Consider the following 25,022-nt stretch of genomic DNA (forward strand, 5'->3'; position numbering starts at 1 on the left):
ACAGACTACCTTGGTATACGTGCTTGATAAATTTTTGACGCAACAACTCACAGCAATCGACGGCGTAGACGTGGATCCCACGGCGAGCTTTGCTGATCTCACCACCTTGCGCGTGGGGGGAAAGCCACGGGTCACGTTGCGTTGCTCGCTGCCTGAAGCGGCAGTTGCGGCACTGCGGTACCTCGAGAAAGAAAAAGTTCCCTTCATTGTGGTTGGCGGCGGCTCCAACCTGCTGGTTTCTGATGGTGAGGTAGACGTGGTCGCCGTCGTCCTCGACTTTGCCGCGGTGGACATGGATACCGAAACTGGCCTCGTGCGCGCCCAAGCCGGTGCGGTATGGGACGAGGTCGTGGCGGAATCCGTGACGCAGTCCCTGGGCGGCATCGAGTGCCTGTCCGGCATCCCCGGCACGGTGGGCGCGGTGCCCGTGCAAAACGTGGGTGCCTATGGCGCCGAGATTTCTGAGGTCTTGACCCGTGTGCGCCTGTATAACCTGCGCACCGATGCCGATGAGTGGGTTCCCGTCTCCGATCTCGATCTGGCCTACCGCTATTCCAACCTGAAATTCACCGGCCGCGCGGTGGTGCTCGAGGTCGAATTGCAATTGACCACGGATGGGCTCTCTCGCCCCCTGCGCTTTGGGCAGCTTACCGATGCCCCCGGCGAGCGCCGCCCCGTCGCCCAGGTCCGCGAGGAGGTCCTCGCCCTGCGCCGCGGCAAGGGCATGGTGCTCGATGCCGCCGACCATGACACCTGGTCCGCCGGCTCTTTCTTCACCAACCCCGTGGTCGAATCCAGCGTCGCCGACGCCATCCAAGACAAGGTGCGCGCCACGCTTGGCGATGCCCCCGCCGACCGCATGCCCCGCCACCCCGTCGCCACCGCACAGGGCGAATCGTCCCCGCACGAGAAGCTCTCGGCCGCTTGGCTTATCGATAACGCCGGCTTTACAAAGGGCTACCCCGGATCCGGCCCGGCAACGCTATCCACCAAGCACACCCTGGCGCTGACTAACCGCGGAAACGCGAGCGCCGCCGATATTGTCGCGCTGGCCCGCACTATTCGCGATGGCGTCCGCGAGGCCTTCGGCGTCGAGCTCGTGCCCGAGCCCGTGTGGCTGGGCCTATCCATGGACGAGGACTAGGCCGCGCCTCTCGGCGCGACGGGGCCTTAGCCGCTGGGTTCGCGCCGGGTTTTAGGCCCGCGCGGAGATAAAAACGTCCAAAACAACCGCGTTCTTCTAAAATTCGCCCTCATTTTTGGCGAAACGCGGTTGTTTTGGACGGAAGTGTTGCTTGCGGGCTCCTAGGCAGCCATGACCTCGAGCCACTCCGGCTTGGCGTCTAGGAACTTGCGGGCCGCATCCTGCGCGCCCTTCAAGCTGTGGTGTGCGCCCCAACCGCACTGCTCTTCGTTGGCGGCGGGAACCTCGGTGGCGGTGAGGATATCGTTCAGCGCACCCTCAACGGCGCGCAGCAATTCATCCTGCTCCATGCCGTTGGTAATGGCGTAGAAGCCGGTGCGGCAGCCCATAGGGGCAAAGCCGATGAGCTTATCGGTGTAGTTGCGCATAAAGTTGGCCATCATGTGCTCCACGGAGTGCAGCGCCTCCGTGTCCAGGTGCTCCTTATTGGGCTGGCAGAAGCGCAGGTCGTACTTGATAATCTCGACGCCGCCGCCCAAATCGGTGCGGTCAGCCACCCGGATATAAGGCGCGCTGACGAGGCGGTGGTCGAGCTCGAAGGACTTGACGTTAATCTTTTCTTGGTTCTGTTCAGTCATACTCCCCAGCCTAATCGCTGCGAGTGTCACTTCACAGAATAGATTCTTCAGCCGACTGTGCGCCGCGAGTTAGCGGGAGGACACTTCCGCCACCAAGATTTCCTGTACCTGGCGGCGGCGCAGCTTGCCCAGCTGATCGGTGGGCAATTCTTCTTGCACCACGAAATGCCGCGGGACCTTATAGCGGGCCAGGAGGCCGCGGCAGTGCTCGCGCAGCGCTTCCGCGTCGAAGGTGGCGCCGGGGTGGAGCACAAGGCAGGCGGCGACATCCTCGGAACCATCGGCACGCGGGACGCCGGCCACCGCGGCTTGGCTTATCGCGGGGTGGCTCAACAATGCATGTTCCACCTCGCTGGGAAAGACGTTAAAGCCACCGGTGATGATGACCTCTTTAATCCGGCCCACCAGCCGGAAATGGCCATCGGCCTCGCGCACACCCATATCGCCGGTGCGCAGCCAATCGCCGTGGAATGCCTCCCGCGTGGCGGCGGGATTATCGAGGTAGCCCGAAAAAACCTGGGGCCCGCGGGCAAGGATCTCGCCGGGCGTGCCATCGGGTTGGCTGCGGTCAAGGTCAGCGGGATCCCCGATGCGCAAGTCGGTATCGGCAAGCGGCTTGCCGATGGTCCCCACGCGCCGACCCTCACCAAGCGGGTTGATGGTCAGCACGGGGGAGGCCTCGGTAAGACCGTAGCCCTCGACAAGCATGCCGCCGGTGCGGTCTTGCCAGGGCTCGATGATGCGCGCGGGCAGCGATGCCGCGCCGGAAATGGCGTAGCGCACCCCGCCCAGGTCTGTGGCCTGCTCGGCGGTCGGCTCAGCGGCCGCCTCGGAGGCAGATTCTGCCGCCAGCTCGCCCATGGCGCGCTCATAAATGGTGGGAACGCCCGGCATCCAGGTCGGGCGGCGCTGTGCCAAGGCGCCGACCACGGCTGCGGGGCGTGGGGAGGGCAGCAGGATGATCTCGGCGGCGCAGCGCACCGCGAGCAAGACGCTCATGGTCAATCCATAAGAGTGGAACATCGGCAGCGTGGCGAGGAAACGCTCGTGGCCCGGGCGCAGATCGGCCTGGGCTTCCAATTGGATGCAGTTCGCGGCGAGGTTGCCGTGCGTGAGCACCACGCCCTTGGGCTGGCCGGTGGTGCCGGAGGTGTAGAGGATGAGGGCGGCATCGGCAAGCGCGGCCTGGCGGTGAGGCACTGGGGCGCCGGAGAGGGGAAGGGGCGCCTCCAAGGACACGGGAATCACCGTGCTGGCTAGGCCATCGACCACGGCGGCGACCTGATCCCAGACCAAGGCGATGCGGGCGCCGTGGTGGGCAAAGAGCGGGGCCAACTCGTGGGCGGTGTACTGAGGGTTATGCTCGACCACGACCGCGCCCAGGCGCAGCACCGCGAAAAAGGCAATGAGGTGCTGCGGGGAGTTGGGCAAGACCAGCGCCACCCGGTCGCCGGGGCGGATTCCCATCTCCCGCAGGGCGCCGGCGGCAGCGGCGATACGGGTATCCAACTCCGCGTAGCTCAGGGTCTCGCCCGCGAAAAAGGTGGCGGGACGGTGGGGGAAGTTGGCTACGGCGGTGGCGAGGAAATCCGTCAGCGTGGCGTCGTACTCGAGGTCTGACATGGTGGTTAATACTAAGCCTTCTGTTTGAGGAGATCGAGGAGATCCTGCTGCACCATGCGGCGGCGGACCTTGCCCAGCTGGTCCGAAGCCAGCTCCTCAAAGTGGTAGAAGGTGCGCGGAACCTTGTAGCGGGTCAGGCGCTCGCGGCAGAAGGATTTGAGGCCTTCTGGGTCCAAGACGGCGCCATCGCGCAGGATGAGACAGGCGACGACGTCCTCGGAGCCATCCTTGCGCGGGCGGCCCACCACGGCGACCTCCTTGATGTCTGGGTGCTTGCGCACCACCTCTTCGACTTCGGCCGGGTAGACGTTAAAGCCGCCGGTGATGATGATTTCCTTGATGCGGCTAACCAGCTTGACCCAGCCGTCCTCATCCATGGTGGCCATATCGCCGGTGCGGAACCAGCCGTTGTGGAAGGACTCCTCGGTGGCCTTTTCGTTATTGAAATAGCCCTGGAAGATCTGCGGCCCGCGAGCCAGCATCTCGCCCGGCTCGCCATCTGGCTGGGTTTCATCGAGGTTATCCGGGTTGCCAATGCGCACCTCGGTATCGGGAAAGGGCAGGCCCACATAGCCCGGGCGGCGGTTGCCGTTCATGGGGTTGCCAATGAGCACGGGGGAGGTCTCGGTCATACCAAATCCCTCCACGAGGCGGCCGCCGGTCATGGATTCCCAGCGCTCCATCACGTCAACCGGCAGGGTAGCGGCGCCGGAGAAGGCGTTGCTGATGCCGGCAAGATCCACGCCCTTGTCCTCGGCGGCGTCCATGATCTTCTCGTATAACGTGGGCACGCCCGGTAGCCAGGTGGGGGTGTGCTTCTTAACGATGTCCATGATGAGCGGCATCTGCGGGGATGGAACCAAGATGAGCTCGGCGCCGAAGTAGATGCTGAGCACGCACAGCGTGGTCATGCCGTAGGCGTGGAAGAGCGGCAATGCGGCGAGGAAGCGCTGGTCGGTGGCGTCCATATTCGTCAGCCAGGCTTCGCCCTGCACGCAGTTGGAGATGAGGTTGCCGTGCGAAAGCAGCGCGCCCTTGGGCTTGCCTGTGGTGCCGGAGGTGTAGAGGATAAGCGCGATATCGTCCTGCGTGACCTTGGCAATCTCGAGGTCCTTGCCATCGCCGCCGATGGCAGAACCGATAAGCGTGGACCAGGCCACGGTATTCGGGGCCGTGCCGGTTAGCTGCTCGCGCTTGGCGGCCAGCGGCGGCAGGGGAATCCGGAGTGCGAGGCGCTTGAGCGGTGGCATCGCATCGATCATGTTGACGGACACGATGGTCTCTAGTGGGGTGGTGGCGCGCAGCTTATTCAGCGTCTGCGCCGTCTTATCCCAGGCGATGGCCACACGCGCGCCATGGTCCTGGAAAAGCCCCTCGAGCTCGTGGGCGGTGTAGAGGGGATTGTGTTCCACCGCGGTGGCCCCGAGCAGCTGGATGGCATAAAACGCCACCACGTGTTGGGGGCAGTTAGGCATGACGATGGCGACCCTATCGCCAGGCCGGATGCCAAAGGCCTTAAGTCCCGCAGCGGCGGCGCGCACCTGTGCGTCTAGGTCCGCGTAGCTCTGTGTACTGCCGAAGAAGTAGGTAGCGGACTTATTCGCATTGATGCGGAGGTTATTGACGTAGTAGTCAACGATGGTTTTATCGCCGTAATCAAGCGTGGCGGGGGTCCAGTCGCTGTAGTGCTTAATCCAGGCCCGGGATTCGTATGCGGACACGCGCTGCCCTTTCGTTTGCTAAAGAAAAATATTACAAAGGGCGAGTATACCCAGAACGTGAGGAAATCCTCTAGTTTTCTTCGAGTGTCAGCAAAAAACGCTTGATATCCAGGCCACCGGCATAGCCGCCGAGCGTTCCATCGCTGCGCAGCACGCGGTGGCAGGGCCGAATAATCGGCAGGGGATTGGCGCCGCAGGCGGTGCCGACCGCCCGGGTAGCAGCGGGGCGCCCCACGGCGGCTGCGAGCTCGCCATAGCTTGAGATTTCGCCGTAGCCAATGGTGTCCAACTGCGCGTGAATTTGGGCGCGAAATTCCGTCGTCGGCGCCGGGTTGAGCGGCAGGTCAAACTCGCGGCGGCGCCCAGCGAAATACTCCGCGAGCTGCTCTTGCGCCGCATCTAAGATGTCTGCACCGCGCTTGTCGATGCCCCCATGTACTCCGCCGCTTTCCTCGCCGCGAACCTGATTGGTTTTGCGGTGCCCCTTGCTGTTTTCGTCGCGAACCTCATTGGGTTTGCGGCGACCCTTGCTGGTTCCGTCGCGACCCAACTGGATCGCGACGAAGTCAACGCGGGACAGCCCGTCTGCATCCGCGGTGAGCAGCAGCGGGCCGATGGGGGTATCGATGGTGCGCAGCATGGTGGTGGGAACTCTAGGTGTTTTAGGAGTTCTTCTCCGCTTCGAGGCGGTTGATGAGGTCTTCTTGTACCTCACGGCGGCGGATCTTGCCCATTTGGTCCTTGGCCAGTTCTTCGAAGTGGTAGAAGGTGCGCGGGACCTTGTAGCGGGTCAGGCGCTCGCGGCAGTACTCCTTGAGGCCTTCGGGGTCGAGCGCGGCGCCATCGGCAAGATCGAGGCAGGCAACGACATCTTCGGAGCCATCGTCGCGCGGGCGGCCCACGACAGCGGCGTCGTCGACGCTGGGGTGCTCGCGCAGGATTTCTTCGACCTCGCCCGGGTAGACGTTGAAGCCGCCGGTGATGATGATTTCCTTGATGCGGCTGACTAGGCGGATGAAGCCGTCTTCTTCCATGATGCCCATGTCACCGGTGCGGAACCAGTCATCGTGGAAGGCGGCATCGGTGGCTTCCTGGTTATTAAGATAGCCCTTGAAAATCTGCGGGCCGCGGGCCAGCACCTCGCCCTCAACACCGTCTGGCTGGGTCTCATCCAGGTTATCGGGGTTGGCGATGCGCACCTCGGTATCCGGGAAGGGAATGCCCACGTAGCCGGGGCGGCGGTCGGTGCTCATGGGGTTGCCCACGATAATGGGGGAGCACTCGGTAAGCCCGTAGCCTTCCACGAGTAAGCCGCCGGTGGCGTTTTCCCACTTATTGACGGTCTCAGAAGGCAGGGTGGATGCGCCAGAGAAGGCCGCGCGCACGCCCTTGATGGGTACTTCTTGCTCCTCGGCGGCCTTGACGATGCGCTCGTACAAGGTAGGAACGCCCGGGACCCAGGTCGGGGTGTGCTTCTTCATCAGCTGCATGATGAGCGGGATCTGCGGCACGGGGAGGATGACCAATTCGCCGCCGATAAGCTGTGCCAAGGTGACGTTCATGGTCAGGCCATATGCGTGGAAGAAGGGTAGGGCGGCGAGCATGCGCTCTGGCTTATCGCCCAAGCCTGGAACCCAAGCCTTGCCCTGCAGCAGGTTGGATACGAGGTTGCCGTGCGAGAGCATCGCGCCCTTGGGCGCACCGGTCGTACCGGAGGTGTACATCACCAGCGCGACGGTGTCTTTATCAATGTCCTCTGGCGTCTTAATATCGCTGCCGTTGCCACCGATGGCATCGCCAATCAGCGCCTCCCACGGCACGGTATTTGGTGCCGGGGCAGAAAGCTGCTCGCGCTTGGCCTTGAGCGGGGGAAGCGGCAGGCGCAGCGCGGCGCGCTGCAGGGTGGGCATGGCGTTGATCATGTTGATGGACACGACCGTTTCCAGGTTGGTGGTAGCCCGCAGCTTCTCCAGGGTGGGGGCGGCCTTGTCCCAGGCGATGGCGATGCGCGCGCCGTGATCCTGGAAAAGCCCCTCCAGCTCGTGGGCGGTATAAAGCGGGTTGTGCAGCACAACCTGGGCGCCGAGCTTCAAGATGGCATAAAAGGCCGCGATGTACTGCGGGCTATTGGGGGCAACGATGGCTACGCGGTCACCGGGGCGCACGCCGAAGGCCTTCAAGCCGGCTGCGGCGGCGCGCACTTGGCGGTCCAGCTCGGAATAGTTTTGGCTGCGTCCAAAGAAATACGTGGCTGACTTATCGCCATTGACCTTGAGGTTGTTGTCATACAGGTCTAACAGGGTGGTGTTGCCATAGTCGAGGCTATGCGGCGTCCACTCCGGGTAATACTGGAGCCATGCCTTTGATTCATAAGCGGACAATGCGTGACCTTTCGGTAGCGTAGGTTATTGGCAGGGGCCAGTATAGCGCCGCTAAGATGGGTCACCATGCGCATCGCCATGATTTCTATGCATACCTCCCCCATTGAGCAGCCTGGCTCCGGGGATGCCGGCGGAATGAACGTCTACGTTTTAAATATTGCCTGCCAATTAGCCCAGCTAGGCGTAGAGGTAGATGTCTATACCCGTGCGACCCGCCCCAGCCACAAAGAAATCGTGGACGTGGCCCCCAACCTGCGGGTGATCAACATCGTGGCAGGCCCCTTTGAGGGGCTAGAAAAAGAAGATCTGCCCACCCAACTCGCGGCCTTTTCCGGCGGCGTGGTGCAATTTGCTAAATGGCAGGGCAAAAAATATGACCTCATTCATTCCCACTACTGGCTTTCTGGCCAGGTGGGGTGGCTGCTGCGCGATCTATGGGGCATTCCGCTGGTCCACACCGCCCACACCTTGGCCGCGGTGAAAAACGCCTACCGCACGGCCGAGGACACCGTGGAATCAGAAGCGCGGCGCATCTGCGAGCAACAATTGGTGGATAACGCAGACCTCCTCGTGGTCAATACCGATCAGGAAGCCCGCGACCTAGCCGAGCATTACGATGCTGACCGCGATATCATCCGCGTGGTCTCCCCGGGCGCCGACGTGGGGCTATTTACCCCAGGTACCGACCGCAATACGGAGCGTTCCCGCCGCGAGCTGGGCATCCCGCTGCATACCAAGGTCGTGGCCTTTGTGGGGCGGCTACAGAAATTCAAGGGGCCCGAAGTCCTTATCCGGACCGCCGCCGAACTGTGCCACCGCGAGCCCACCCGCGATTTTCGGGTGCTCATCTGCGGTGGGCCATCCGGGGCCAATGCCTCGCCGGAGGCGTATAGGGAATTGGCGCGGGAGTTGGGCGTGCAAAAGCGCGTGCGCTTTTTAGGGCCCCGCCCGCCCGAGGAGCTGGTGGGTGTGTACCGCGCAGCGGATATTGTGGCGGTACCCAGCTACAACGAGTCCTTTGGTCTAGTGGCGCTCGAGGCCCAGGCTTCTGGCACGCCGGTCGTCGCCGCGGCCGTGGGTGGGCTGTCCATCGCTGTCGTCGATGGTGAGACCGGGCTGCTGGTGCCGTCCCACGATCCGAAGGAGTGGGCGGATTCCTTGACCCAGCTGCTGGACGATGACCCCCGGCGCATCGCCATGGGCGAGGCCGCCGTCGCGCACGCCGTGCGCTTTAGCTGGACCAACACGGCCCGGGAGCTGACGGAGATTTATGCCGAAGCCCAGCAGATTCCCGTGCCTGACTGCCACCAACGCCGCGCGATGGGAGACTAGCCTCACTGACGCGCCGGGCGGTTTCGTGGCATGCTGGAGGCATGACTAACGGAAAACTGATTCTTCTTCGCCACGGCCAATCCACCTGGAATGAATCCAACCAATTTACCGGTTGGGTCGATGTTGATCTGACAGAAAAGGGTGAGGCAGAGGCCAAGCGCGGCGGCGAGCTGCTCGCGCAAGAGGGCATCCTGCCCAACGTGCTGTACACCTCGTTACTGCGCCGCGCAATCCGCACCGCCAATATCGCGCTGGATGCGGCCGACCGCCACTGGATCCCGGTCATCCGCGACTGGCGCCTCAACGAGCGCCACTACGGTGCGCTGCAGGGCCTGAACAAGGCCGAGACCAAGGAAGAGTACGGCGAGGACCAGTTCATGGCATGGCGCCGTTCCTATGACACGCGCCCGCCCGAGCTTGCCGATGACGCCGAGTACTCCCAGGCCAACGACCCCCGCTACGCGGATTTGGACAAGGTCCCACAGACGGAGTGCCTGAAGGACGTTGTCGAGCGCTTCGTGCCCTACTTCGAGGAAGAGATCCTGCCGCGGGCCAAGAAGGGCGAATCCGTCATGATCGCAGCGCACGGCAACTCCCTGCGCGCGTTGGTCAAGCACCTCGATGGCATTTCCGATGATGACATCGCCGGGCTGAATATCCCGACCGGCATTCCGCTGGTGTACGAGATTGCGGAGGATGGCTCCGTGGTCAACGAGGGCGGCACTTACCTGGACCCAGAGGCCGCCGAGGCCGGGGCCGCTGCCGTCGCCGCGCAGGGTGGTGACAAGTAACCCCACTACTGCATATAAGTCCCCGGGGAGGTGCTCCCTGGGGACTTTCTAATGGTTAGGCTTAATGACGTGGAATTAATTTTTGTCTTTCTCGCGGGCGTGGTTGCCTGCGCGGTGGCGCTGCCATTGATTTCCCGGGTGCGCGAGCGCATGGCACGCCGCCAGCGCGCGAGCGATGCCCAGGCAAACCAGGTCACCACCGTGAGCCAAGGCCTCCACCTCGCGGTCCAGGGCTCGCCCACGGCGCTGACGGTGCTCGATAGGAACCAGGAAATCATCCTGTCCAACCCCGCGGCGCACGAGATGTCTGTGGTCCACGATCGCGCCGTCAATCCGGAAATCTGGAAGACCGCGGAGCAGGTCTTCGAGGATAAGGAAACCCGCACCGTGGACTTGGCCATCCCTAAGCGCCGCACCGGGCACCGCGTCACGCAGGTGAGGGCCGTTATCAAGCCGCTGACGCTGAACGATGGCCGCTTCATCATCATCTACGGCACCGATGAGAGCGAAAACGTGCGCATGGAATCCGCGCGCCGTGACTTCGTAGCCAACGTCTCCCACGAGCTGAAAACCCCGGTGGGTGGCATCGCGCTGCTGGCAGAGGCCCTACTGCAAGACCCCGAGGATCCGGAGCACGTGAAGTACTTCGGTACCAAGGTGCAAAAAGAGGCCAACCGCATGGCGGATATGGTCAGCGAGCTGATTTCCCTGTCCAAGCTGCAGGGCGCCGAGGCGCTGCCGGAGATGGAACCGCTCTACGTAGACGATTTGATTGATGAGGCGATTTCGCGCAATCAGCTTGCCGCAGACGCGCGCTCCATCAGGTTGACTCAAGGGCCGTCCGTAGGCGTGCAGGTCATGGGCGACCGGTCCCTCTTGGTAACCGCGCTGTCCAATCTTATTTCCAACGCGATCAATTATTCGCCAGAGGAATTGCCGGTCTCCGTCTCACAGAAGGTAGTGGGGGATGATGTCGTGCTGATCCGGGTGACGGACCGGGGCATCGGCATCCCGCCGGAGCATCAAAAGCGCGTCTTCGAGCGCTTTTTCCGCGTTGACCAAGCCCGGTCGCGGCAGACTGGAGGCACTGGCCTAGGATTAGCAATTGTCAAACACGTGGTGGCCAACCACGGGGGCAATATCAAGCTGTGGTCGCGGCCTGGCACGGGCTCTACTTTTACCATCGAGTTGCCCATATATAAGGAAGAGAAGCCAGCGCACGAGGCTGACTTGCAGGATAATGAAGACAAGGATTCCGTCGATGCGGCGGCTCCTGGGCTCCAGCGTGCGGTAGCACGCGTTGCAGCACGTCGAAAGGATAAAGCACAATGACCACCATTCTCATCGTGGAAGATGAAGAGTCGCTGGCCGATCCGCTGGCATTCTTACTCCGCAAGGAAGGCTTCGAGCCGATTATCGCCCTCGATGGCCCCTCCGCGCTGGAGAAATTCGCCGACAATGACATCGACATCGTGCTACTTGACCTCATGCTGCCCGGTATGTCCGGCACCGACGTGTGCAAGCAGCTACGTGCCACCTCCTCCGTACCGGTCATTATGGTCACCGCGCGCGATGCGGAAATCGATAAGGTCGTGGGCCTAGAGCTGGGCGCGGACGATTACGTCACCAAACCGTATTCCTCCCGCGAGCTCATCGCCCGCATCCGCGCCGTGCTGCGCCGCGGCAACGATCAGTCCTCCCACGCGGACGCCGCGGAGGACGCCGAGGTAGAAGACCAGCAGATCCTATCCGGCGGCCGCGTGAAGATGGATGTGGAGCGCCACATCGTCACCGTGGCGGACGAGCCGGTGGCCATGCCACTCAAGGAGTTTGACCTGCTGGAATACCTCCTGCGCAACGCTGGGCGCGTGCTGACCCGCGGCCAGCTCATTGACCGCATCTGGGGTGCGGATTACGTGGGCGATACCAAAACGCTCGACGTGCACATCAAGCGCCTGCGCACCAAGATTGAGGAGCACCCTTCCCGCCCGAAGCACTTGGTAACGGTGCGCGGACTGGGCTATAAATTCGAACTCTAGCGCCGGCTAGCGCTCTAGTACCAGCCGGCCTTGATGCTGGCCGGGTGCTGGGTAAGCTGCACGCCGTGCTCGGCGGCTTCTGCGCGGGCACGGCATTGTTGGGCCAAAATATCGTAGCTTTCGCGCCCCATGAGCGCGACGAGCTCGTCCTCGTGCGATTGCCACATCGGCAGCGGATTGGCGTGGCAGGCGCCATCGGTAGAGCAGTACCAATCAAAGTCTTCGCCGCCATTGCCCCAGCCGCGGCGGTCATATTCGCCGATGGTGGTGCGCAAAATTTCCTGCCCATCGGGGCGTTCTTCATAATCCTCGTAGCGCCACAGCGGCAGCTGCCAGCACACCTCCGGCTTGACCACGGTCAGCTCCTCGCCGCTATCTACTGCCCATTGGTGCAGAGCGCAGCCCGTGCCCGTTTCCCAGCCGGCGCGGTTGGCAAAGATGCAGGCGCCATCCACGATGGGCGTTTTCAGCGCCGGTTCCGGTTCGCCGTCCTCGCCATCGAGCTCGTCCCATTCCAACCAGGGCTCTAGCTCATCGGTGTTTTCTTGCGCCAGGAACTCATCTACCCCCGCTGGGCGCAGCTGCCAATAGCGCGCGGGCATGCGGGAGACGGCATCGTAAAGCTGGTCGCGGTCTTGTTCATCGGCCATATATGCACCGTGCACGCAGCAGCCCACATCGGGCTGGCTCTTATCGATGCCCCGGCACGCCGACGTGCCAAATTGGCAGCTGTAGTGCGATTCCACCCACGTGAGATCGATGGAAAAGACGTGGTAAGGGTCGTTTGGGTTGGTAAATTCGAACCACTCCCGCGGAAAATCTGGGGCCTCTTCGTGCCCGGCTTTAATCGATGCCGCCGCTGGCGAGCTCGCGGGAAAACCTAGGTAAACGGTGTCAGATTTTGGGCGATTCACACCTAACCACGGTAGACCTACTACGCTATGGGTGTGCGATTAGGTGTATTAGACGTCGGAAGTAATACCGTCCACCTCGTTGCGGTCGATGCCGCAACGGGGGGACGGCCTACTCCGATGAGCGATTGGAAGACCCCACTCCGGCTGGTAGAACAGCTGGATAAGAAGGGAAACATCCACGAAAAGGGCCTGAAAAAGCTCGTTTCCGCCGTGGGTGAGGCAAGTGAGCTGGGTGACAAACTCGGGTGCTCCGAATTCATCGCCTTCGCGACCTCCGCGGTCCGCTCTGCCCCTAACTCTGAAGAGGTACTCGATGAGGTGGAAAAGCAGACCGGCGTGCGCCTGCAGATCCTCTCGGGCGTGGAGGAAGCACAGCTTACTTTCCTCGCTGCCCGCCGCTGGTACGGCTGGTCCGCCGGACGCATCACCAACTTGGACATCGGCGGTGGCTCCCTAGAGCTATCCACCGGTACCGATGAACACCCTGACCTGGCTTTCTCGCTCGATCTGGGCGCAGGCCGGCTGACCCACAACTGGTTCGATACCGATCCGCCGGAGAAAAAGAAGGTCAGTGCGCTGCGCGATTTCATCGATGCGGAGCTTGAAGATGCCGTCACGCAGATGAAGGCAATGGGCCCGGCTGGCCTGGCCGTGGGCACCTCGAAAACCTTCCGCACCCTCTCGCGGCTTACCGGTGCGGCGCCATCGTCTGCGGGGCCATACGTCAAGCGCACCTTGACCGCACCGGGCCTGCGCCAGTTGATTTCATTCATCACGCGCATGACTGCAGCAGACAGAGCGGACCTTGAGGGTGTAAGTTCGAACCGATCGCACCAAATCGTCGCCGGCGCTTTGGTTGCCGAGGCAAGCATGCGAGCTCTTGGAATCGAGAAGTTGGAAATCTGCCCATGGGCGCTGCGCGAAGGTGTTATTTTGCGCCGGACCGACAAGGGATTGGAATAGGAAGAGATCATGGCTGACGAAAAACAGTTGACCGTGGCCGAGCTGCTGGCTCGCAATAAGAAGGACCGCACGGATAAAGACGAGAAGACCTCTCGCCGTCGTCGGCGGAGCCTCGATGAGGGCGGCGTATCCGTTGCCGAGCTCACCGGCAGCCTGAAGAAGGTAAAGTCCACCCCGCCTGAGGCGAAGCACACCAACGTATCCATCGACGATGACGCCCCTGTCATCCGCGCGCCGAAGTCCAAGGACGAACAGTCCGCTGAGAAAAACGCCGCTGAGAAAAAGACCGCGGCGAACAACTCCGCGGCGCAGCCGACTGGCTCCAAGCCAGCTGGGTCCAAGCCTGCCGGTGCTAAGCCTGCTGGCGCCAAGTCCGCTGCAGGCAAGCCGTCCGCGGGGCAGGAGGGCATCGGCAAGCCTGCGCAAAGCAAGCAATCTCAGTCCCAATCCTCCTCTCCTAAGCCGGCTGCCGAGAAGCCTTCCGCTGGTACCCCAACCGCGTCCCCTGCGCCGAAGAAGAACGGGAAGCCGAGTGAGCCGACCGCCTCTCCCAAGCCTGCGGCGGGGTCTGGCTCGAAGCCGACGGCCAAGCCTGCCCCAGCGCAGAAGACAAACGCACAGGAGGCAAAGAAGCCTGCGCAGTCGGGTCCGGAGGACAAGGCGGGCGCTAAGGACGCCGACAAGAAGTCCCATCAGCCATCCGCGGATGACACGGCGGTAATGCAGCGCATCGGTAAGTCGCAGTCCTCGCAGGACAAGCGCAAGGACGCCGCTGATGCCGCTGAATCCGGTGCCAAGGAAGCCAAGGAGAAGGCGGGCGCAGCTGGCGCTGCCGGGGCAGGCGCTGCTGCAGCGACCGTAACGGGAGCGAAGGCTGGCGCGAAGACCGCAGCAGACACCAAGGACGCTGGAACCAAGGGCAAGGCTGCCGCGCCTGAGCAGAAGCCTGCGGCGGCTGCGAAGAAGTCTGACGATACCGGCGAGCTGTCTCAGGTGCGGGACGAGGAAGTCACCGAAGAGCACGAGAAGCTCAACCCCATGTCCATCCTCATCATGGTGGTCGTGGGCATCGTCTTGGCCATCGTCATCTTCAAGGGCTTTGAAGTGCTCTGGGATAACTTCCCGCGCGTCGTCGTATCTATCTTGGCACTCGGCGTGACCGCAATTATGGCTGGCGTTACGCATGCGCTGCGCACGGCCCGCGATGGGTTCTCCATGTTCCTTGCAGGCATTACCGGCCTCATATTGACGTTCGGACCACTGCTTTTGGTCATGCTCTAAACCAGCGAATTGCTGAGAACCACCCGGCTGCTTCCTTCGTGGAGGTAGCCGGGTGGCGTTATTTTTGGCATTGTGGAGACTATGACAAAGATTGCAATTTTAGGTGGAGGACAAATCGGTGAGGCTTTGACCTCGGGTCTTGTGGAATCGGGCTTCAATGCTTCCGATATCACGGTGACCAACCGCACGGCCTCTCGCGGTGAAGAGCTCAAGAGCAACTATGGCGTCAACGTCACGACGGATAACGCTGAGGCGGTGGACGGCGCGGATTATATCTTCGCCTCCGTCAAGCCTTATGCCATCCTGGACCTGCTGGGCGAGATTAACCCGGCTAAGGACGCCGTGGTGGTCTCTATGGCCGCAGGGCTGACGCTGGAGGCCCTGCAGGCTGCTGCGGGCGACGGCGTGCCGGTTGTGCGCGTTATGCCCAATACGCCGATGTTGGTGCGCCGCGGCATGTGCACCTGCGCCGCCGGCGAGCACGTCACTGAGGCCCAGATGCAGGGCGTGACGGAGCTGCTCGAGGCCGTGGGTGAGGTCGCGGTCATTCCGGAGAAGAACATCGACGCCGCGACAGCCCTGGCTGGTTCCTCGCCGGCCTACTTCTTCCTTGTGGCAGAGGCGCTTGTCGATGCCGGCGTGCAGCTCGGCCTTCCCCGCGATATCGCCGAAAAGCTCGCCGCCCAAGCAGCTGCCGGCTCCGGCGATATGTTGGCCAACTCCGGCCGCTCGGCAACGCAGCTGCGCGCGGGTGTGACCTCGCCAGGCGGCACCACCGCCGCGGCCGTGCGCGAGCTGGAGGAGTCCGGCCTGCGTGGTGCGTTCTACCGCGCCGCCCAAGCCTGCTCCGATAAGGCCAAGGAGCTGGGCTAGCAGCCCGCCTAATGCGGCCAGTTCCCCGTGGTGGGGGTGTAGGTACCTCTCACCACTCAGGGGCCATACGGGAGCCATGGGGTGGTTGTTACGCAGCGCTTTTGGCGGTGAGCTGAACAACTGCTGTGAAAAAATTTGGCACTTGGGTCGCATTAGTCACATGTTTCACGATAGGCTGGGACAAGCACGTGCGTGAAGTCCTGTGGGAGGGGAAGCCTACAGCGCGTAACGAGCTGAAGGGTTAGATAATTATGGCAAATGAAGAAAAAGGAACCTTTCTGACGATCGCGGAGGTCGCCGAAATCATGCGCGTCTCCAAGATGACTGTCTACCGTTTGGTTCACGCAGGCGAAATGCCGGCCGTGCGCGTCGGACGCTCTTTCCGCGTTCACGAGTCTGCCGTTAACGAGTACCTCGAGGCATCCGTTTACGGAGCGTAGGTGCTCGCGCCTTTAAGGCAGCGCCCACTTCTGTTGGCCAATCTTGGTCAGCGGTGGTGGGCGCTGTCTCGTTTCCCGTGTGTCGTCCGATTACCGCACATCACCCTTGTGCAGCGCGTTTCACCCTTTTGCGGCGCGCAGCGATATGCTGCGCGCCGTTTCCGCGGGTCGCCGCCGGGGCCACTTTTGGAGACGCGCTGGGGACTAGGTAAGATAGATCGCATTCGTGTCGGCACGCCGTGATGGCCCGCATATGTGCGGCCAAGGTGGCAAAGAGTGCACCTTTGCCGTTTCAGGCGCCGGCAGGTTCACAGTACGTACTAAAAGAAAGTGAGGACGCCTGTTATGGGTTCTGTCATCAAGAAGCGCCGCAAGCGCATGTCCAAGAAGAAGCACCGCAAGATGCTGCGCCGCACCCGCGTGCAGCGTCGCAAGTTGGGCAAGTAAACCCAACAGCCCACGAATCCTCCGCACCGTGCCTTAGCGCGGCGGCGGAGGATTTCTGGTTTTAGTGCCGAAGCTGCTTCTACGCTGAGAGTGCTTCGCCGCGTACGCTGCTACTTCCGGAAATAGCGCCAGCCGCCATAGGAAAAGGCCGCAGTGACAAGCGCTGGGAGGCCGTAGGTGCGGATGGCGCGGCGGATGGAGCGATAGTCGCGGACGATCCAGCCGCGCTTCTCTGCAATGTTGCGCAGCTTGCGGTCCGGGTTGATGGCCACGGGGGTGCCCACCATGGTGAGCATGGGCATGTCATTGGCGGAGTCGGAGTAGGCGGTGCACCGGTCCAAATCGAGGCCCTCGATGGTAGCGAGGGCGGCCACGGCGTGCTTCTTACCTGGGCCGTGGAGGATATCGCCAACCAAGCGGCCGGTGAACTTGCCGTCTTCTACCTCCGCGACGGTGCCGAGGGCGCCGGTAAAGCCAAAGCGACGCGCCAAGACCTGGGCGAGCTGGACTGGGGTAGCGGTGACCAGCCACACCTGTTGGCCGGCGGCCAGATGCATCTCAGCGAGCTGCGTGGTGCCGGGGTACGCGCGGCGGGCGAGGGAGGCTTCGACGATTTCCTCGCAGAGATCGATAAGCTCGTCCACGCTGCGGCCTTTGACAAACTCCAATGCCTGCGCGCGGCCGGCGGCGACGTCCTTTGCATTCTCTGCGCCAGAAAGGCGGAATTTAAGCTGCTTCCAGGCAACCGGGAGTATCTCAGAGATGCGGATGTAGCGTCGGCGGGCGAGCCCAAATCCGAATTCCACCAAGGAGGAACCCTGAACGAGGGTATTGTCCACGTCGAAAAAGGCGGCGGCGCCCACGTCGACGGGGACGTCCGGATCCTGGGCCGTGATGCGCTGGGAGCCTGCGGCGTCATAAGAACCGGAGACGGAGGCTATGCCGGAGGCGAAGTCCTCGAGCTCGAGCCCGAATTCCTCTAAGGCGGCGGCAGCGGCCGCCTCACCTGCGGCGCGCTGTTCTTCCTCGCCCAAGGGGGCCAGCGCCTGGTTTTCTAAAAAGTTGCGCAGATTGCCGCGCGAGGCCGTCCAATTGGCCAAAAAGTCGCGGGGAGATTCGGGGAATCCGGGGGGGGGAGGTAAAGCGGACACGAGTGGAATAAACAGCTTTCGCAAACGCGGGGTGGACTAACATGTCCATAGTAAACGTTTCCCCCGTCTGCGTCCTTATGAGGAGAATCCCGCCCCTATGTCCCAGCATCTAGTTGAGCTCATGGTGCGCCCCACCTGCGGTTCCTGTAAACGGGTAAAAGAGCAGATTACCCCCGTTATCCAGGAGGCCGGTGCCCAGCTGGAAGTGCGCAACGTGGAAGATAGCCGCGAGCTCGAGATGGAATTCGGTGACCGCGTTCCCGTTGTAGTGATAGACGGAGAAGAATTCGCCTGCTGGGAAGTCGATAACGAAGAGTTGGCTGCGGAGCTGCGCTGACGATTCGGGTTCCGCGCCCACGCGGGGTAGTCTTTGGAACCATTGCGGTCAATCAAAAGGTTGAGGAGTGTGGAGCATGAGCGTGCTCGTTGTGGGAATGTCCCACCAATCGGCACCCGTGGCGTTGCTGGAAAAATTGAGTATGGACGATGTGGTGCAGCATTCCGCTTGCGGGCGGTTGGTTGACACCGAGTCCCTTACTGAGGCGATGATCATTTCCACGTGTAACCGCCTCGAGGTCTATACGGTGACCAATTCCTTCCACACCGGCGTGCAGGACGTCATCCGGGTGCTGCAGGAAGTCTCCCACGTCGATGAGGAAGAGCTGCGCAATTACCTTTACGTGCGCTATGCCGATGCCGCCGCGGAACACCTCATGTCCGTTACCTCCGGCCTGGATTCGATGGTGGTGGGCGAGCAACAGATCATCGGTCAGGTGCGTTCTGCCTACCAGTCCGCCTCCGAGCAGGGCACGGTTGGCCCGCGCATCCACGCCTTGGCGCAGTCCGTGCTGCGTGCCGGCAAGCGCGTGCACTCGGAGACGGAGATCGATAAGGCCGGCGTCTCAATGGTGACTTTCGCCTTTGACCAGGCGCTGCAGCGCCTGAATGCGGAGGATCTGCAGGGCAAGTCCGCGCTCGTGCTCGGCGCCGGGGCGATGGCCTCGCTTGCGGCCACCCACGCGGGCCGGCTGGGCATCGGCGAGCTGGTGATTGCCAACCGCACCCGCGAGCGCGCCGAGCGCCTCGCCGGCCACGCTGAGGAGGCCGGCGTGCGCACCCGCGTGGTGGACTTTCAGGACCGCGCCACCGCGCTTGCCGATGTCGACCTCGCCATCTCCGCCACCGGCGCCGAGGGCTTTACCATTACCGCGGCCGACATCCCGCCCGCGCACCCGCTGATGTTCATTGACCTCTCCCTCCCACGCGATATCGATGACGCGGCAACGAAAATCGATGACGTGGATTTGGTGAATATCGAGCGCCTGAGCAAGTCCCTGTCTGCGGCCGCCACCGATGTTGCGGCTGGCACGGACCCGCACGAGCAGGCCCGCGCCATCGTGGATGAGGAGCTCGCCGCCTATACCTCCGCCCAGCGCGTGCGCGATGTGGCGCCGGCTGTCAGCGCCCTGCACCGCCGCGCGGCGGACCTCGTGGAGTGCGAGGCGGCTCGCCTGCAGCAAAAGCACCCGGAGCTAGAGGGCAAGCAGCTTGCCGATGTCCAAGGCGCCCTCAAGCGCGTCGCCGACAAGCTGCTGCATGAACCGACGGTGCGGGCGAAGAAGCTGGCGGCATCGGATAGCAGTTTTAGCAGCGAAAATGCCCTGCAGGAACTCTTTGGCCTGCAGCTGGAAGGCTCCGGCGTTGCCGTGGCCGTCAATGAATTGCCCACGCTGAATAAGGAGGCGTAAATGTTCCAGATTGGTACCCGTGGCTCCAAGCTCGCCACCACCCAGGCAGGACACGTCCGCGATTGGCTTATCGATGCCGGATTCGATTCCGAACTCCACATCGTCACCACCGCCGGCGATACCAATATGGCCCCGGTCGAGCGCATCGGCGTGGGCGTATTCACCCAGGCGCTGCGTGAGGCGCTGTACCGCGGCGAATGCGATATCGCCGTGCATTCCTTCAAGGACCTGCCCACGGCCGAGGATGACCGCTTCCGCCTGGTCATCCCGCAGCGCCAGGACAGCCGCGAGGTGCTGGTTGCCCGCGATGGGATGACCTTGATGCAACTGCCAGAGGGCGCGCGGGTAGGAACCTCGGCGCCGCGCCGCATCTCCCAGCTGGCCGCCTTGCGCCCGGACCTGGAGATCCGCCCGCTGCGCGGCAATATCGATACCCGCATGTCCAAGGTGACCGACGGCGAGCTTGATGCCGTGGTGCTGGCCTATGCCGGCCTGCTGCGCGGCGGCTACGAGGATCGGGCGAGCGATATCTTCGATCCAGAATTATTCATGCCTGCCCCAGCCCAGGGTGCACTGGCCATCGAGGCCGCCGTCGGCACCGAGGCGGCCGCGGCATTAGACGCCATTGTTGATTATCAAGCCACCTCCGCCGCCCTTGCCGAGCGCGCCGTTCTCGCCCGCCTCGAGGCGGGCTGTACCGCGCCCGTGGCCGCTACGTCCCGCTGGAACGGCGATCAACTCACGGTGCGCGGCGGCGTCTTTGCGCTGGATGGTTCCCGCCAATTGACCGCCACCGCCTCCGGCGCTGCGATGGACGCAGCGGAAGCGGCGGAGTTGGGCACGCGGGTCTCTGATGAGCTTTTCGCCCAAGGCGCGGCCGACCTGCTAGGTCAGTAATTTCTACTTTAAGCGCTAATAATTTAAGGTGTAGATACCATAGATCATTTTTTGCAATGATACCCGGCCCCCTTTAAGGGCATCCCAGGACGTCGCGCCTGGGATTTTGGCCGTTATGACCTTGATACCCACCGACGGCGCGGGGAGAAACACTGCAGGCGATCATGTCCGTGTGCGGTGCCGCGGGCCCAGATCTAGAAAAGAACTTTATGAGCAATGCTGTGTCAGACACCCAGTTGGGCAAGATCGTCTTCGTGGGCGCTGGTCCGGGAAACCCAGACCTGCTGACCGTCCGCGCCCGCGAAGTTCTGGCCAATAACGCTATCGCCGTGGCCGATCCGCAGGTCATGCAGGGCGTGCGCGATGCCGTCGCCACCGCGCTGCCCGTCCCGCAAGAGCTGCTCGACGCCGCGGAAGAGGAATACGCGCAGATGTGCGCCGATGCCAAGGCCAAGGGCGCGCGCCGCAAGCCGCCCCGCCCGCCGGCGCCGACCGCCGCGGTTATCTATGCACCGGGCGAGGACATCGTGAGCCAGCTGCGCGAGTGCCTTGCCGAGGCCGATGGCGAGGATGTCATCCGCCTCGTGACCGGCAACCCGCTCAACCGCGAATCCATCAAGGCCGAGATCAACGCCGTGGCTTCCGCCGGCCTGGAGTTCCAGGTCGTGCCGGGCATGTCCCTGCCCTCAACCGTGCCGTCTTTTGCCGGGCTAGCCTTGGGCTCGACGTACACAGAGGCCGATGTCACCGATGGCGCCGACTGGGACGCGCTCGCCAATGCCACCCAGCCCATCGTCTTGCAGGCCACCAAGGAAGACTTGGCGGAGATTTCCACCGAGCTGCAGCAGCGCGGCATGCCGGCGGAAACCGAGGCATTTGTGACCGTCCACGGCACCACGCGTCTGCAGCGCACGTACGAGACGACGCTGGGGACCATCCCCAAGCTGGACGCGGACCTGTCCGGCCCGCTGGTGGTGACGCTCGGCCGCAGCATCGATGACCGCACCAAATACTCGTGGTGGGAAAACCGCCCGCTCTACGGTTGGCGCGTGCTAGTTCCGCGCACCAAGGAACAGGCCGGGCCCATGTCCGCGCGCCTGGCCGGCTACGGCGCCATCCCGCAGAACGTGCCGACGATTTCCATCGAGCCGCCGCGCAACCCGGCGCAGATGGACCGCGCCATCAAGGGCATCGTCGAGGGCCGCTACAAGTGGATCGTCTTTACCTCCGTCAACGCCGTGACCGCCGTGTGGGATAAGATTTCCCAGCTCGGCCTGGATGCGCGCGATTTTGCCGGCGTGCATCTTGCCGCCGTGGGCACCAAGACCGCCGATGCCATCCGCGCCAAGGGCATGGTGCCGGAGCTTTTGCCGCACAAGAAGAAGCAAAACGCCGAAGGGCTGCTCGAGGTTTTTCCCAATTACGTCGAGGACATCGACGCCGTCAGCCGCGTTCTCCTGCCGCGCACCGATATCGCCGCCGATACGCTTGTCGATGGCCTCCAAGCCCTCCAGTGGGACGTCGACGACGTCGTGGCCTACCGCACCGTGCGCGCCGCCCCGCCCTCGGCAGAAATCCGCGACATGATCAAGACCGGCGGCTTCGACGCCGTGGCCTTTACCTCCGGTTCCACCGTGCGCAACCTGGTGGGCATCGCCGGCAAGCCGCACCAACGGACGATCATTGCGTGCATCGGGCCATCGGCAAGCGCAGCAGCAGAAGAGCTGGGCCTGCGCGTTGATGTCGTGCCGGATGTTGCGGACGTGCCCGCGCTTGTCGATGCCCTCGCCAGCCACGTCGCCGCCCTCCGCGCCGCCGGTAACCTGCCCGCGCCCCGCAAGAAGCGTCGCGCTCGCAAGAAGACTACTAAGGTCGAGAAGGCGTAAGTTTTTAGTCTCGCTCTAAGGAGTACCCAATGAGCTCATTTCCTGCCCGCCGCCCCCGTCGCCTGCGCTCCACGCCGCAGATGCGCAACCTCGTCGCCGAAACCACGCTGCGTCCATCGGACTTAATTCTGCCGATGTTTATCGCAGACGGCCTCGATGAGCCGAATGAGATTTCTTCCATGCCCGGCGTGTACCAGCACACTTTTGACTCGCTGCGCCGCGCGACCGAGGAGGCCCTCGAGGCCGGGGTTACCTGCGTGGATCTGTTCGGCGTGCCGCTGGACAAGGACAAGGACGCCACCGGCTCCGTGGCCTGGAATCCCGACGGCATTTTGAACCGCGGCATCGCCGCCCTGCGCGAGGAATTTGGCGATGACCTCATCATCATGGCCGATACCTGCCTCGACGAGTTCACCTCGCACGGGCACTGCGGTGTCCTCGATGACCAGGGCCGCGTGCTTAACGATGAATCCGTCCAGCTCTACCAAAAGATGGCCCGCTCCCAGGCCGAAGCCGGCGCTCAGATCATTTCGCCGTCTGGCATGATGGACGGCCAGGTTGCCGCCATCCGCGCCGATCTCGATGAGGCCGGGCGCGACGACGTCTCCATCATGGCCTACTCCGCGAAGTACGCCTCCGCCTTCTTCGGACCGTTCCGCGAGGCCGTCGGTTCCTCCCTTGAGGGAGACCGCCGCACCTACCAGCAAGACCCGCGCAACTTCCGCGAATCCCTGCTGGAGGCCGAGCTCGATATCGAGGAGGGCGCCGACTTCGTCATGGTCAAGCCGGGCTTGCCGTATTTGGATGTCTTGTCCGCAATCGCGGAGACTTCCTCGGTACCCGTCGCCGTGTACCAAGTCTCTGGCGAGTACGCGATGATCAAGGCCGGCGCCGCCAACGGCTGGGTCGATGGCGAGGCCATCATGCTCGAGTCTCTTACCGCCTTCAAGCGTGCCGGTGCCGACCAGATCCTGACGTACTTCGCCACCGAAGCCGCACGCCTGCTCAAGTAAAGGATTTTTGTGACACAGCCTTCTTCTCGTCCGACGCCGCCGCCCGCTTCGCCGCCTTCGCCGCAGCAGCCGGGAGACCTGGGGCCGCAGCAGCCGGGCGACCCGCGCGGCCAGCAGGAGCCGCACCCCGGCACCCCGAGCCCACAACCGGGTGACCCGGGGGCGCAGCCTGGAGATCTGCTAGGCAAGAAGGAGCCACAGCCGGGCAACCCAGGCCCACAGCCAGGCGACCCGCGACCACAGCACGGTCAACAGGAGCCGCAACCGGGCGCTCCAGGGGCACAGCCCGGGGATCCGCGTGGCCAGCAGGGGCAACAACCCGGAACCCCGGGGCCGCAGCGCGATAAGCAGCGTGAGCCTCAACGAGAATCGCGGCCCAAGCCGGAGCCCGGCAAACCGCGCGGCCAGCAGGGGAAGCCGAGTCCGAATCAAACTGGCGGCGGCCGGCAGGGCGGCAAGGACGCGAAGGGCGGTTCCAAGCGCCCCGAGACCGTGGTCTACATGCTGTGGCTATGGCTGGGCGTCGTCGTCGGCGAGACAGTTCACCAGATCCTCAACGTGGTGCTGACCCTGCTCAACCACGATGTGCTCATGGCGCAGGCCAAGCAAATGGTCGAAAGCACCTCGGGTGGCGAAGACGGCGAGGAAGTATCGGATTCCTTTATCGAAATGGCCGCCTATGGATCGGTGGCGCTGTCGGCTGCCATTGCCGTCGGCGTGCTGGTGCTGCTGCTGTTTTTGCTGAAGTCGCTGGCGGGGCCATCAAAACGCGCGGGCACCTCGCGCCGCATCTGGTTCGCCTTTTCCATTTACTTTGGCTTCCGCATCCTGCTGACCTTCATGGTCACGCCCGCGGGTGCCGACGTCCCCGACTGGCTCTTCGCCTCCGACGGCATGGTGCAAATCCTGGTCGGCGTCGCCGCCGTATTAGGTCTTATTTTCTCCATAAAGCCCGAGACCCTCGACTACACCGGCGAGCTGGAGCAAATGCGCGAGCTGGAAAAGGAACTCGAACAGGCGCGCCGGGATAAAGAGCGCGAGAAGCGCGAAAAGCAGGAGGCCAAGGAGAAAGACGCCCAAGAGAAGGACGCCAAGCAAAAGGACCCCAAAGATAAAGTCGGTCGCAATCAGCCTCCGCGGAATTCCGGCTCCCAAAACAGGGGCGATGACCACAAGGCCAACCGATGACCAGCATGTTCCCCGGCCACGGCCGGCGCGATGATGATCGGAACGGCGGTTCTGCGGATAAGAATCATCGCCCGGGGCCCCGTGACTATAACCGCCCTGTGCAGCACACCACCCAGGATCAAGACTTGTCCGTGTGGCCGCGCCCGCTCCAGTGGGCGTATTGGGTTCTCGTTGTTGCAGCCGTCATCATGCTGGTCAGCGGCATGGTCGGCATCTTCGGCGGAGGCGGCGAGCAGATGGAGCCTTCGGATTCGCGCATCGCCGAGTACGTGCGGTCGAACCGCCTATTCGTCTCGGTATTTAATATCATCGGCGCGATCCTTCTGGCGCTCTTTTCCGCGCAACTCGCCAACGGATCGAAGTGGGCGCGCCGTATTATCTCCGTCGTCATTGCGATTGCCCTCTTCTTCAATATCGCGGCCCTAGCGCTTGGCATTGGCGGGCTTGGCCTGCTGATTATCGCCGTGACGCTGCTAATCGCGGTGGTTCTGCTCTTCCGGCCCCAGTCCAACCGGTTTATCGCCCACCGCAGCCTCCACGGGCGCGACTGAC

General features: G+C 63.1%; 24 protein-coding genes. 17 read left to right on the forward strand and 7 right to left on the reverse strand.

Annotated features, from left to right (window positions below; genetic code table 11):
- The first annotated feature begins 19 nt into the window (after positions 1–19).
- Entirely contained in the window at positions 20–1,144 is a 1,125-nt protein-coding gene (locus ACLI1O_RS01450) for a UDP-N-acetylmuramate dehydrogenase (RefSeq protein WP_284772062.1), read from the forward strand.
- Between the two features lie 161 nt (positions 1,145–1,305).
- Here the strand turns inward: ACLI1O_RS01450 and ACLI1O_RS01455 are convergent, their stop codons facing one another.
- From ACLI1O_RS01455 to ACLI1O_RS01475, 5 genes are all read right to left on the reverse strand, one after another.
- A complete protein-coding gene (locus ACLI1O_RS01455) occupies positions 1,306–1,782 on the reverse strand; it encodes an S-ribosylhomocysteine lyase (RefSeq protein ID WP_023025084.1) in 477 nt (158 codons plus the stop codon).
- Between the two features lie 69 nt (positions 1,783–1,851).
- Complete coding sequence (locus tag ACLI1O_RS01460) at positions 1,852–3,405, reverse strand: AMP-binding protein (protein ID WP_284772064.1); 1,554 nt, start codon at positions 3,403–3,405, stop codon at positions 1,852–1,854.
- 11 nt (positions 3,406–3,416) lie between these two features.
- Positions 3,417–5,126 carry a long-chain-fatty-acid--CoA ligase gene (locus ACLI1O_RS01465; protein WP_284772065.1) on the reverse strand — a complete coding sequence of 570 codons (1,710 nt, stop codon included), beginning with the start codon at positions 5,124–5,126 and terminating at the stop codon, positions 3,417–3,419.
- A 70-nt stretch (positions 5,127–5,196) separates the two neighbouring features.
- Positions 5,197–5,766 (reverse strand): methylated-DNA--[protein]-cysteine S-methyltransferase, encoded by a 570-nt coding sequence (locus ACLI1O_RS01470; protein ID WP_284772066.1) that lies wholly within the window; start codon positions 5,764–5,766, stop codon positions 5,197–5,199.
- A 22-nt stretch (positions 5,767–5,788) separates the two neighbouring features.
- Entirely contained in the window at positions 5,789–7,507 is a 1,719-nt protein-coding gene (locus ACLI1O_RS01475; RefSeq protein WP_284772067.1) for a long-chain-fatty-acid--CoA ligase, read from the reverse strand.
- A gap of 66 nt (positions 7,508–7,573) precedes the next feature.
- Between ACLI1O_RS01475 and mshA the strand changes: the two genes are divergently transcribed.
- From mshA to ACLI1O_RS01495, 4 genes are all read left to right on the forward strand, one after another.
- Positions 7,574–8,839 carry a D-inositol-3-phosphate glycosyltransferase gene (gene mshA / locus ACLI1O_RS01480; RefSeq protein ID WP_284772068.1) on the forward strand — a complete coding sequence of 422 codons (1,266 nt, stop codon included), beginning with the start codon at positions 7,574–7,576 and terminating at the stop codon, positions 8,837–8,839.
- A gap of 41 nt (positions 8,840–8,880) precedes the next feature.
- Entirely contained in the window at positions 8,881–9,630 is a 750-nt protein-coding gene (locus ACLI1O_RS01485) for a phosphoglyceromutase (RefSeq protein ID WP_284772069.1), read from the forward strand.
- Positions 9,631–9,699: 69 nt separating this feature from the next.
- The gene (locus ACLI1O_RS01490) at positions 9,700–10,962 is read left to right on the forward strand and encodes a sensor histidine kinase (RefSeq protein ID WP_411697036.1); all 1,263 of its coding nucleotides are present in this window, start codon (positions 9,700–9,702) and stop codon (positions 10,960–10,962) included.
- On the forward strand, positions 10,959–11,669 hold the full coding sequence (locus ACLI1O_RS01495; protein WP_284772071.1) for a response regulator transcription factor: 711 nt from the start codon (positions 10,959–10,961) through the stop codon (positions 11,667–11,669). Before ACLI1O_RS01490 ends, ACLI1O_RS01495 begins: the two co-directional genes overlap by 4 nt.
- A gap of 14 nt (positions 11,670–11,683) precedes the next feature.
- Here the strand turns inward: ACLI1O_RS01495 and ACLI1O_RS01500 are convergent, their stop codons facing one another.
- A complete protein-coding gene (locus tag ACLI1O_RS01500) occupies positions 11,684–12,583 on the reverse strand; it encodes a hypothetical protein (RefSeq protein ID WP_284772072.1) in 900 nt (299 codons plus the stop codon).
- Positions 12,584–12,616: 33 nt separating this feature from the next.
- Here ACLI1O_RS01500 and ACLI1O_RS01505 point away from each other — a divergent pair, with 33 nt between their 5' ends.
- The 5 genes from ACLI1O_RS01505 (at position 12,617) to ACLI1O_RS01525 (ending at position 16,587) form a co-directional block, all read left to right on the forward strand.
- Positions 12,617–13,546 carry a Ppx/GppA phosphatase family protein gene (locus tag ACLI1O_RS01505; RefSeq protein ID WP_284772073.1) on the forward strand — a complete coding sequence of 310 codons (930 nt, stop codon included), beginning with the start codon at positions 12,617–12,619 and terminating at the stop codon, positions 13,544–13,546.
- A 9-nt stretch (positions 13,547–13,555) separates the two neighbouring features.
- Positions 13,556–14,827, forward strand: a complete 1,272-nt coding sequence (locus ACLI1O_RS01510) for a tripartite tricarboxylate transporter TctB family protein (protein ID WP_284772074.1) — start codon at positions 13,556–13,558, stop codon at positions 14,825–14,827.
- An 81-nt stretch (positions 14,828–14,908) separates the two neighbouring features.
- Positions 14,909–15,700 (forward strand): pyrroline-5-carboxylate reductase, encoded by a 792-nt coding sequence (gene proC, locus ACLI1O_RS01515; RefSeq protein WP_239268844.1) that lies wholly within the window; start codon positions 14,909–14,911, stop codon positions 15,698–15,700.
- 251 nt (positions 15,701–15,951) lie between these two features.
- Complete coding sequence (locus ACLI1O_RS01520; protein ID WP_005276651.1) at positions 15,952–16,140, forward strand: helix-turn-helix domain-containing protein; 189 nt, start codon at positions 15,952–15,954, stop codon at positions 16,138–16,140.
- A gap of 345 nt (positions 16,141–16,485) precedes the next feature.
- Entirely contained in the window at positions 16,486–16,587 is a 102-nt protein-coding gene (locus tag ACLI1O_RS01525; protein ID WP_003855542.1) for a 30S ribosomal protein bS22, read from the forward strand.
- A 110-nt stretch (positions 16,588–16,697) separates the two neighbouring features.
- On the opposite strand, the gene ACLI1O_RS01530 is transcribed toward ACLI1O_RS01525, so the two are convergent.
- Positions 16,698–17,687 (reverse strand): HAD family hydrolase, encoded by a 990-nt coding sequence (locus tag ACLI1O_RS01530; protein WP_411706909.1) that lies wholly within the window; start codon positions 17,685–17,687, stop codon positions 16,698–16,700.
- A 148-nt stretch (positions 17,688–17,835) separates the two neighbouring features.
- Between ACLI1O_RS01530 and ACLI1O_RS01535 the strand changes: the two genes are divergently transcribed.
- The 7 genes from ACLI1O_RS01535 (at position 17,836) to ACLI1O_RS01565 (ending at position 25,021) form a co-directional block, all read left to right on the forward strand.
- Complete coding sequence (locus ACLI1O_RS01535; RefSeq protein ID WP_239268840.1) at positions 17,836–18,075, forward strand: glutaredoxin family protein; 240 nt, start codon at positions 17,836–17,838, stop codon at positions 18,073–18,075.
- A gap of 76 nt (positions 18,076–18,151) precedes the next feature.
- Complete coding sequence (locus tag ACLI1O_RS01540; RefSeq protein ID WP_411706910.1) at positions 18,152–19,486, forward strand: glutamyl-tRNA reductase; 1,335 nt, start codon at positions 18,152–18,154, stop codon at positions 19,484–19,486.
- Positions 19,487–20,383 carry a hydroxymethylbilane synthase gene (gene hemC / locus ACLI1O_RS01545; RefSeq protein ID WP_411706911.1) on the forward strand — a complete coding sequence of 299 codons (897 nt, stop codon included), beginning with the start codon at positions 19,487–19,489 and terminating at the stop codon, positions 20,381–20,383.
- 164 nt (positions 20,384–20,547) lie between these two features.
- The gene (locus ACLI1O_RS01550; RefSeq protein ID WP_284772078.1) at positions 20,548–22,269 is read left to right on the forward strand and encodes a uroporphyrinogen-III synthase; all 1,722 of its coding nucleotides are present in this window, start codon (positions 20,548–20,550) and stop codon (positions 22,267–22,269) included.
- Between the two features lie 29 nt (positions 22,270–22,298).
- Positions 22,299–23,282, forward strand: a complete 984-nt coding sequence (hemB, locus tag ACLI1O_RS01555; RefSeq protein ID WP_284772079.1) for a porphobilinogen synthase — start codon at positions 22,299–22,301, stop codon at positions 23,280–23,282.
- Between the two features lie 9 nt (positions 23,283–23,291).
- Positions 23,292–24,470, forward strand: a complete 1,179-nt coding sequence (locus tag ACLI1O_RS01560; RefSeq protein WP_284772080.1) for a hypothetical protein — start codon at positions 23,292–23,294, stop codon at positions 24,468–24,470.
- Positions 24,467–25,021 (forward strand): tellurium resistance protein TerC, encoded by a 555-nt coding sequence (locus tag ACLI1O_RS01565; protein WP_284772081.1) that lies wholly within the window; start codon positions 24,467–24,469, stop codon positions 25,019–25,021. The genes ACLI1O_RS01560 and ACLI1O_RS01565 overlap by 4 nt, the downstream gene beginning before the upstream one ends.
- Position 25,022: the final 1 nt, after the last annotated feature.

The organism is Corynebacterium sp. LaCa78, from assembly GCF_046717505.1.
Taxonomy (GTDB): Bacteria; Actinomycetota; Actinomycetes; order Mycobacteriales; family Mycobacteriaceae; genus Corynebacterium.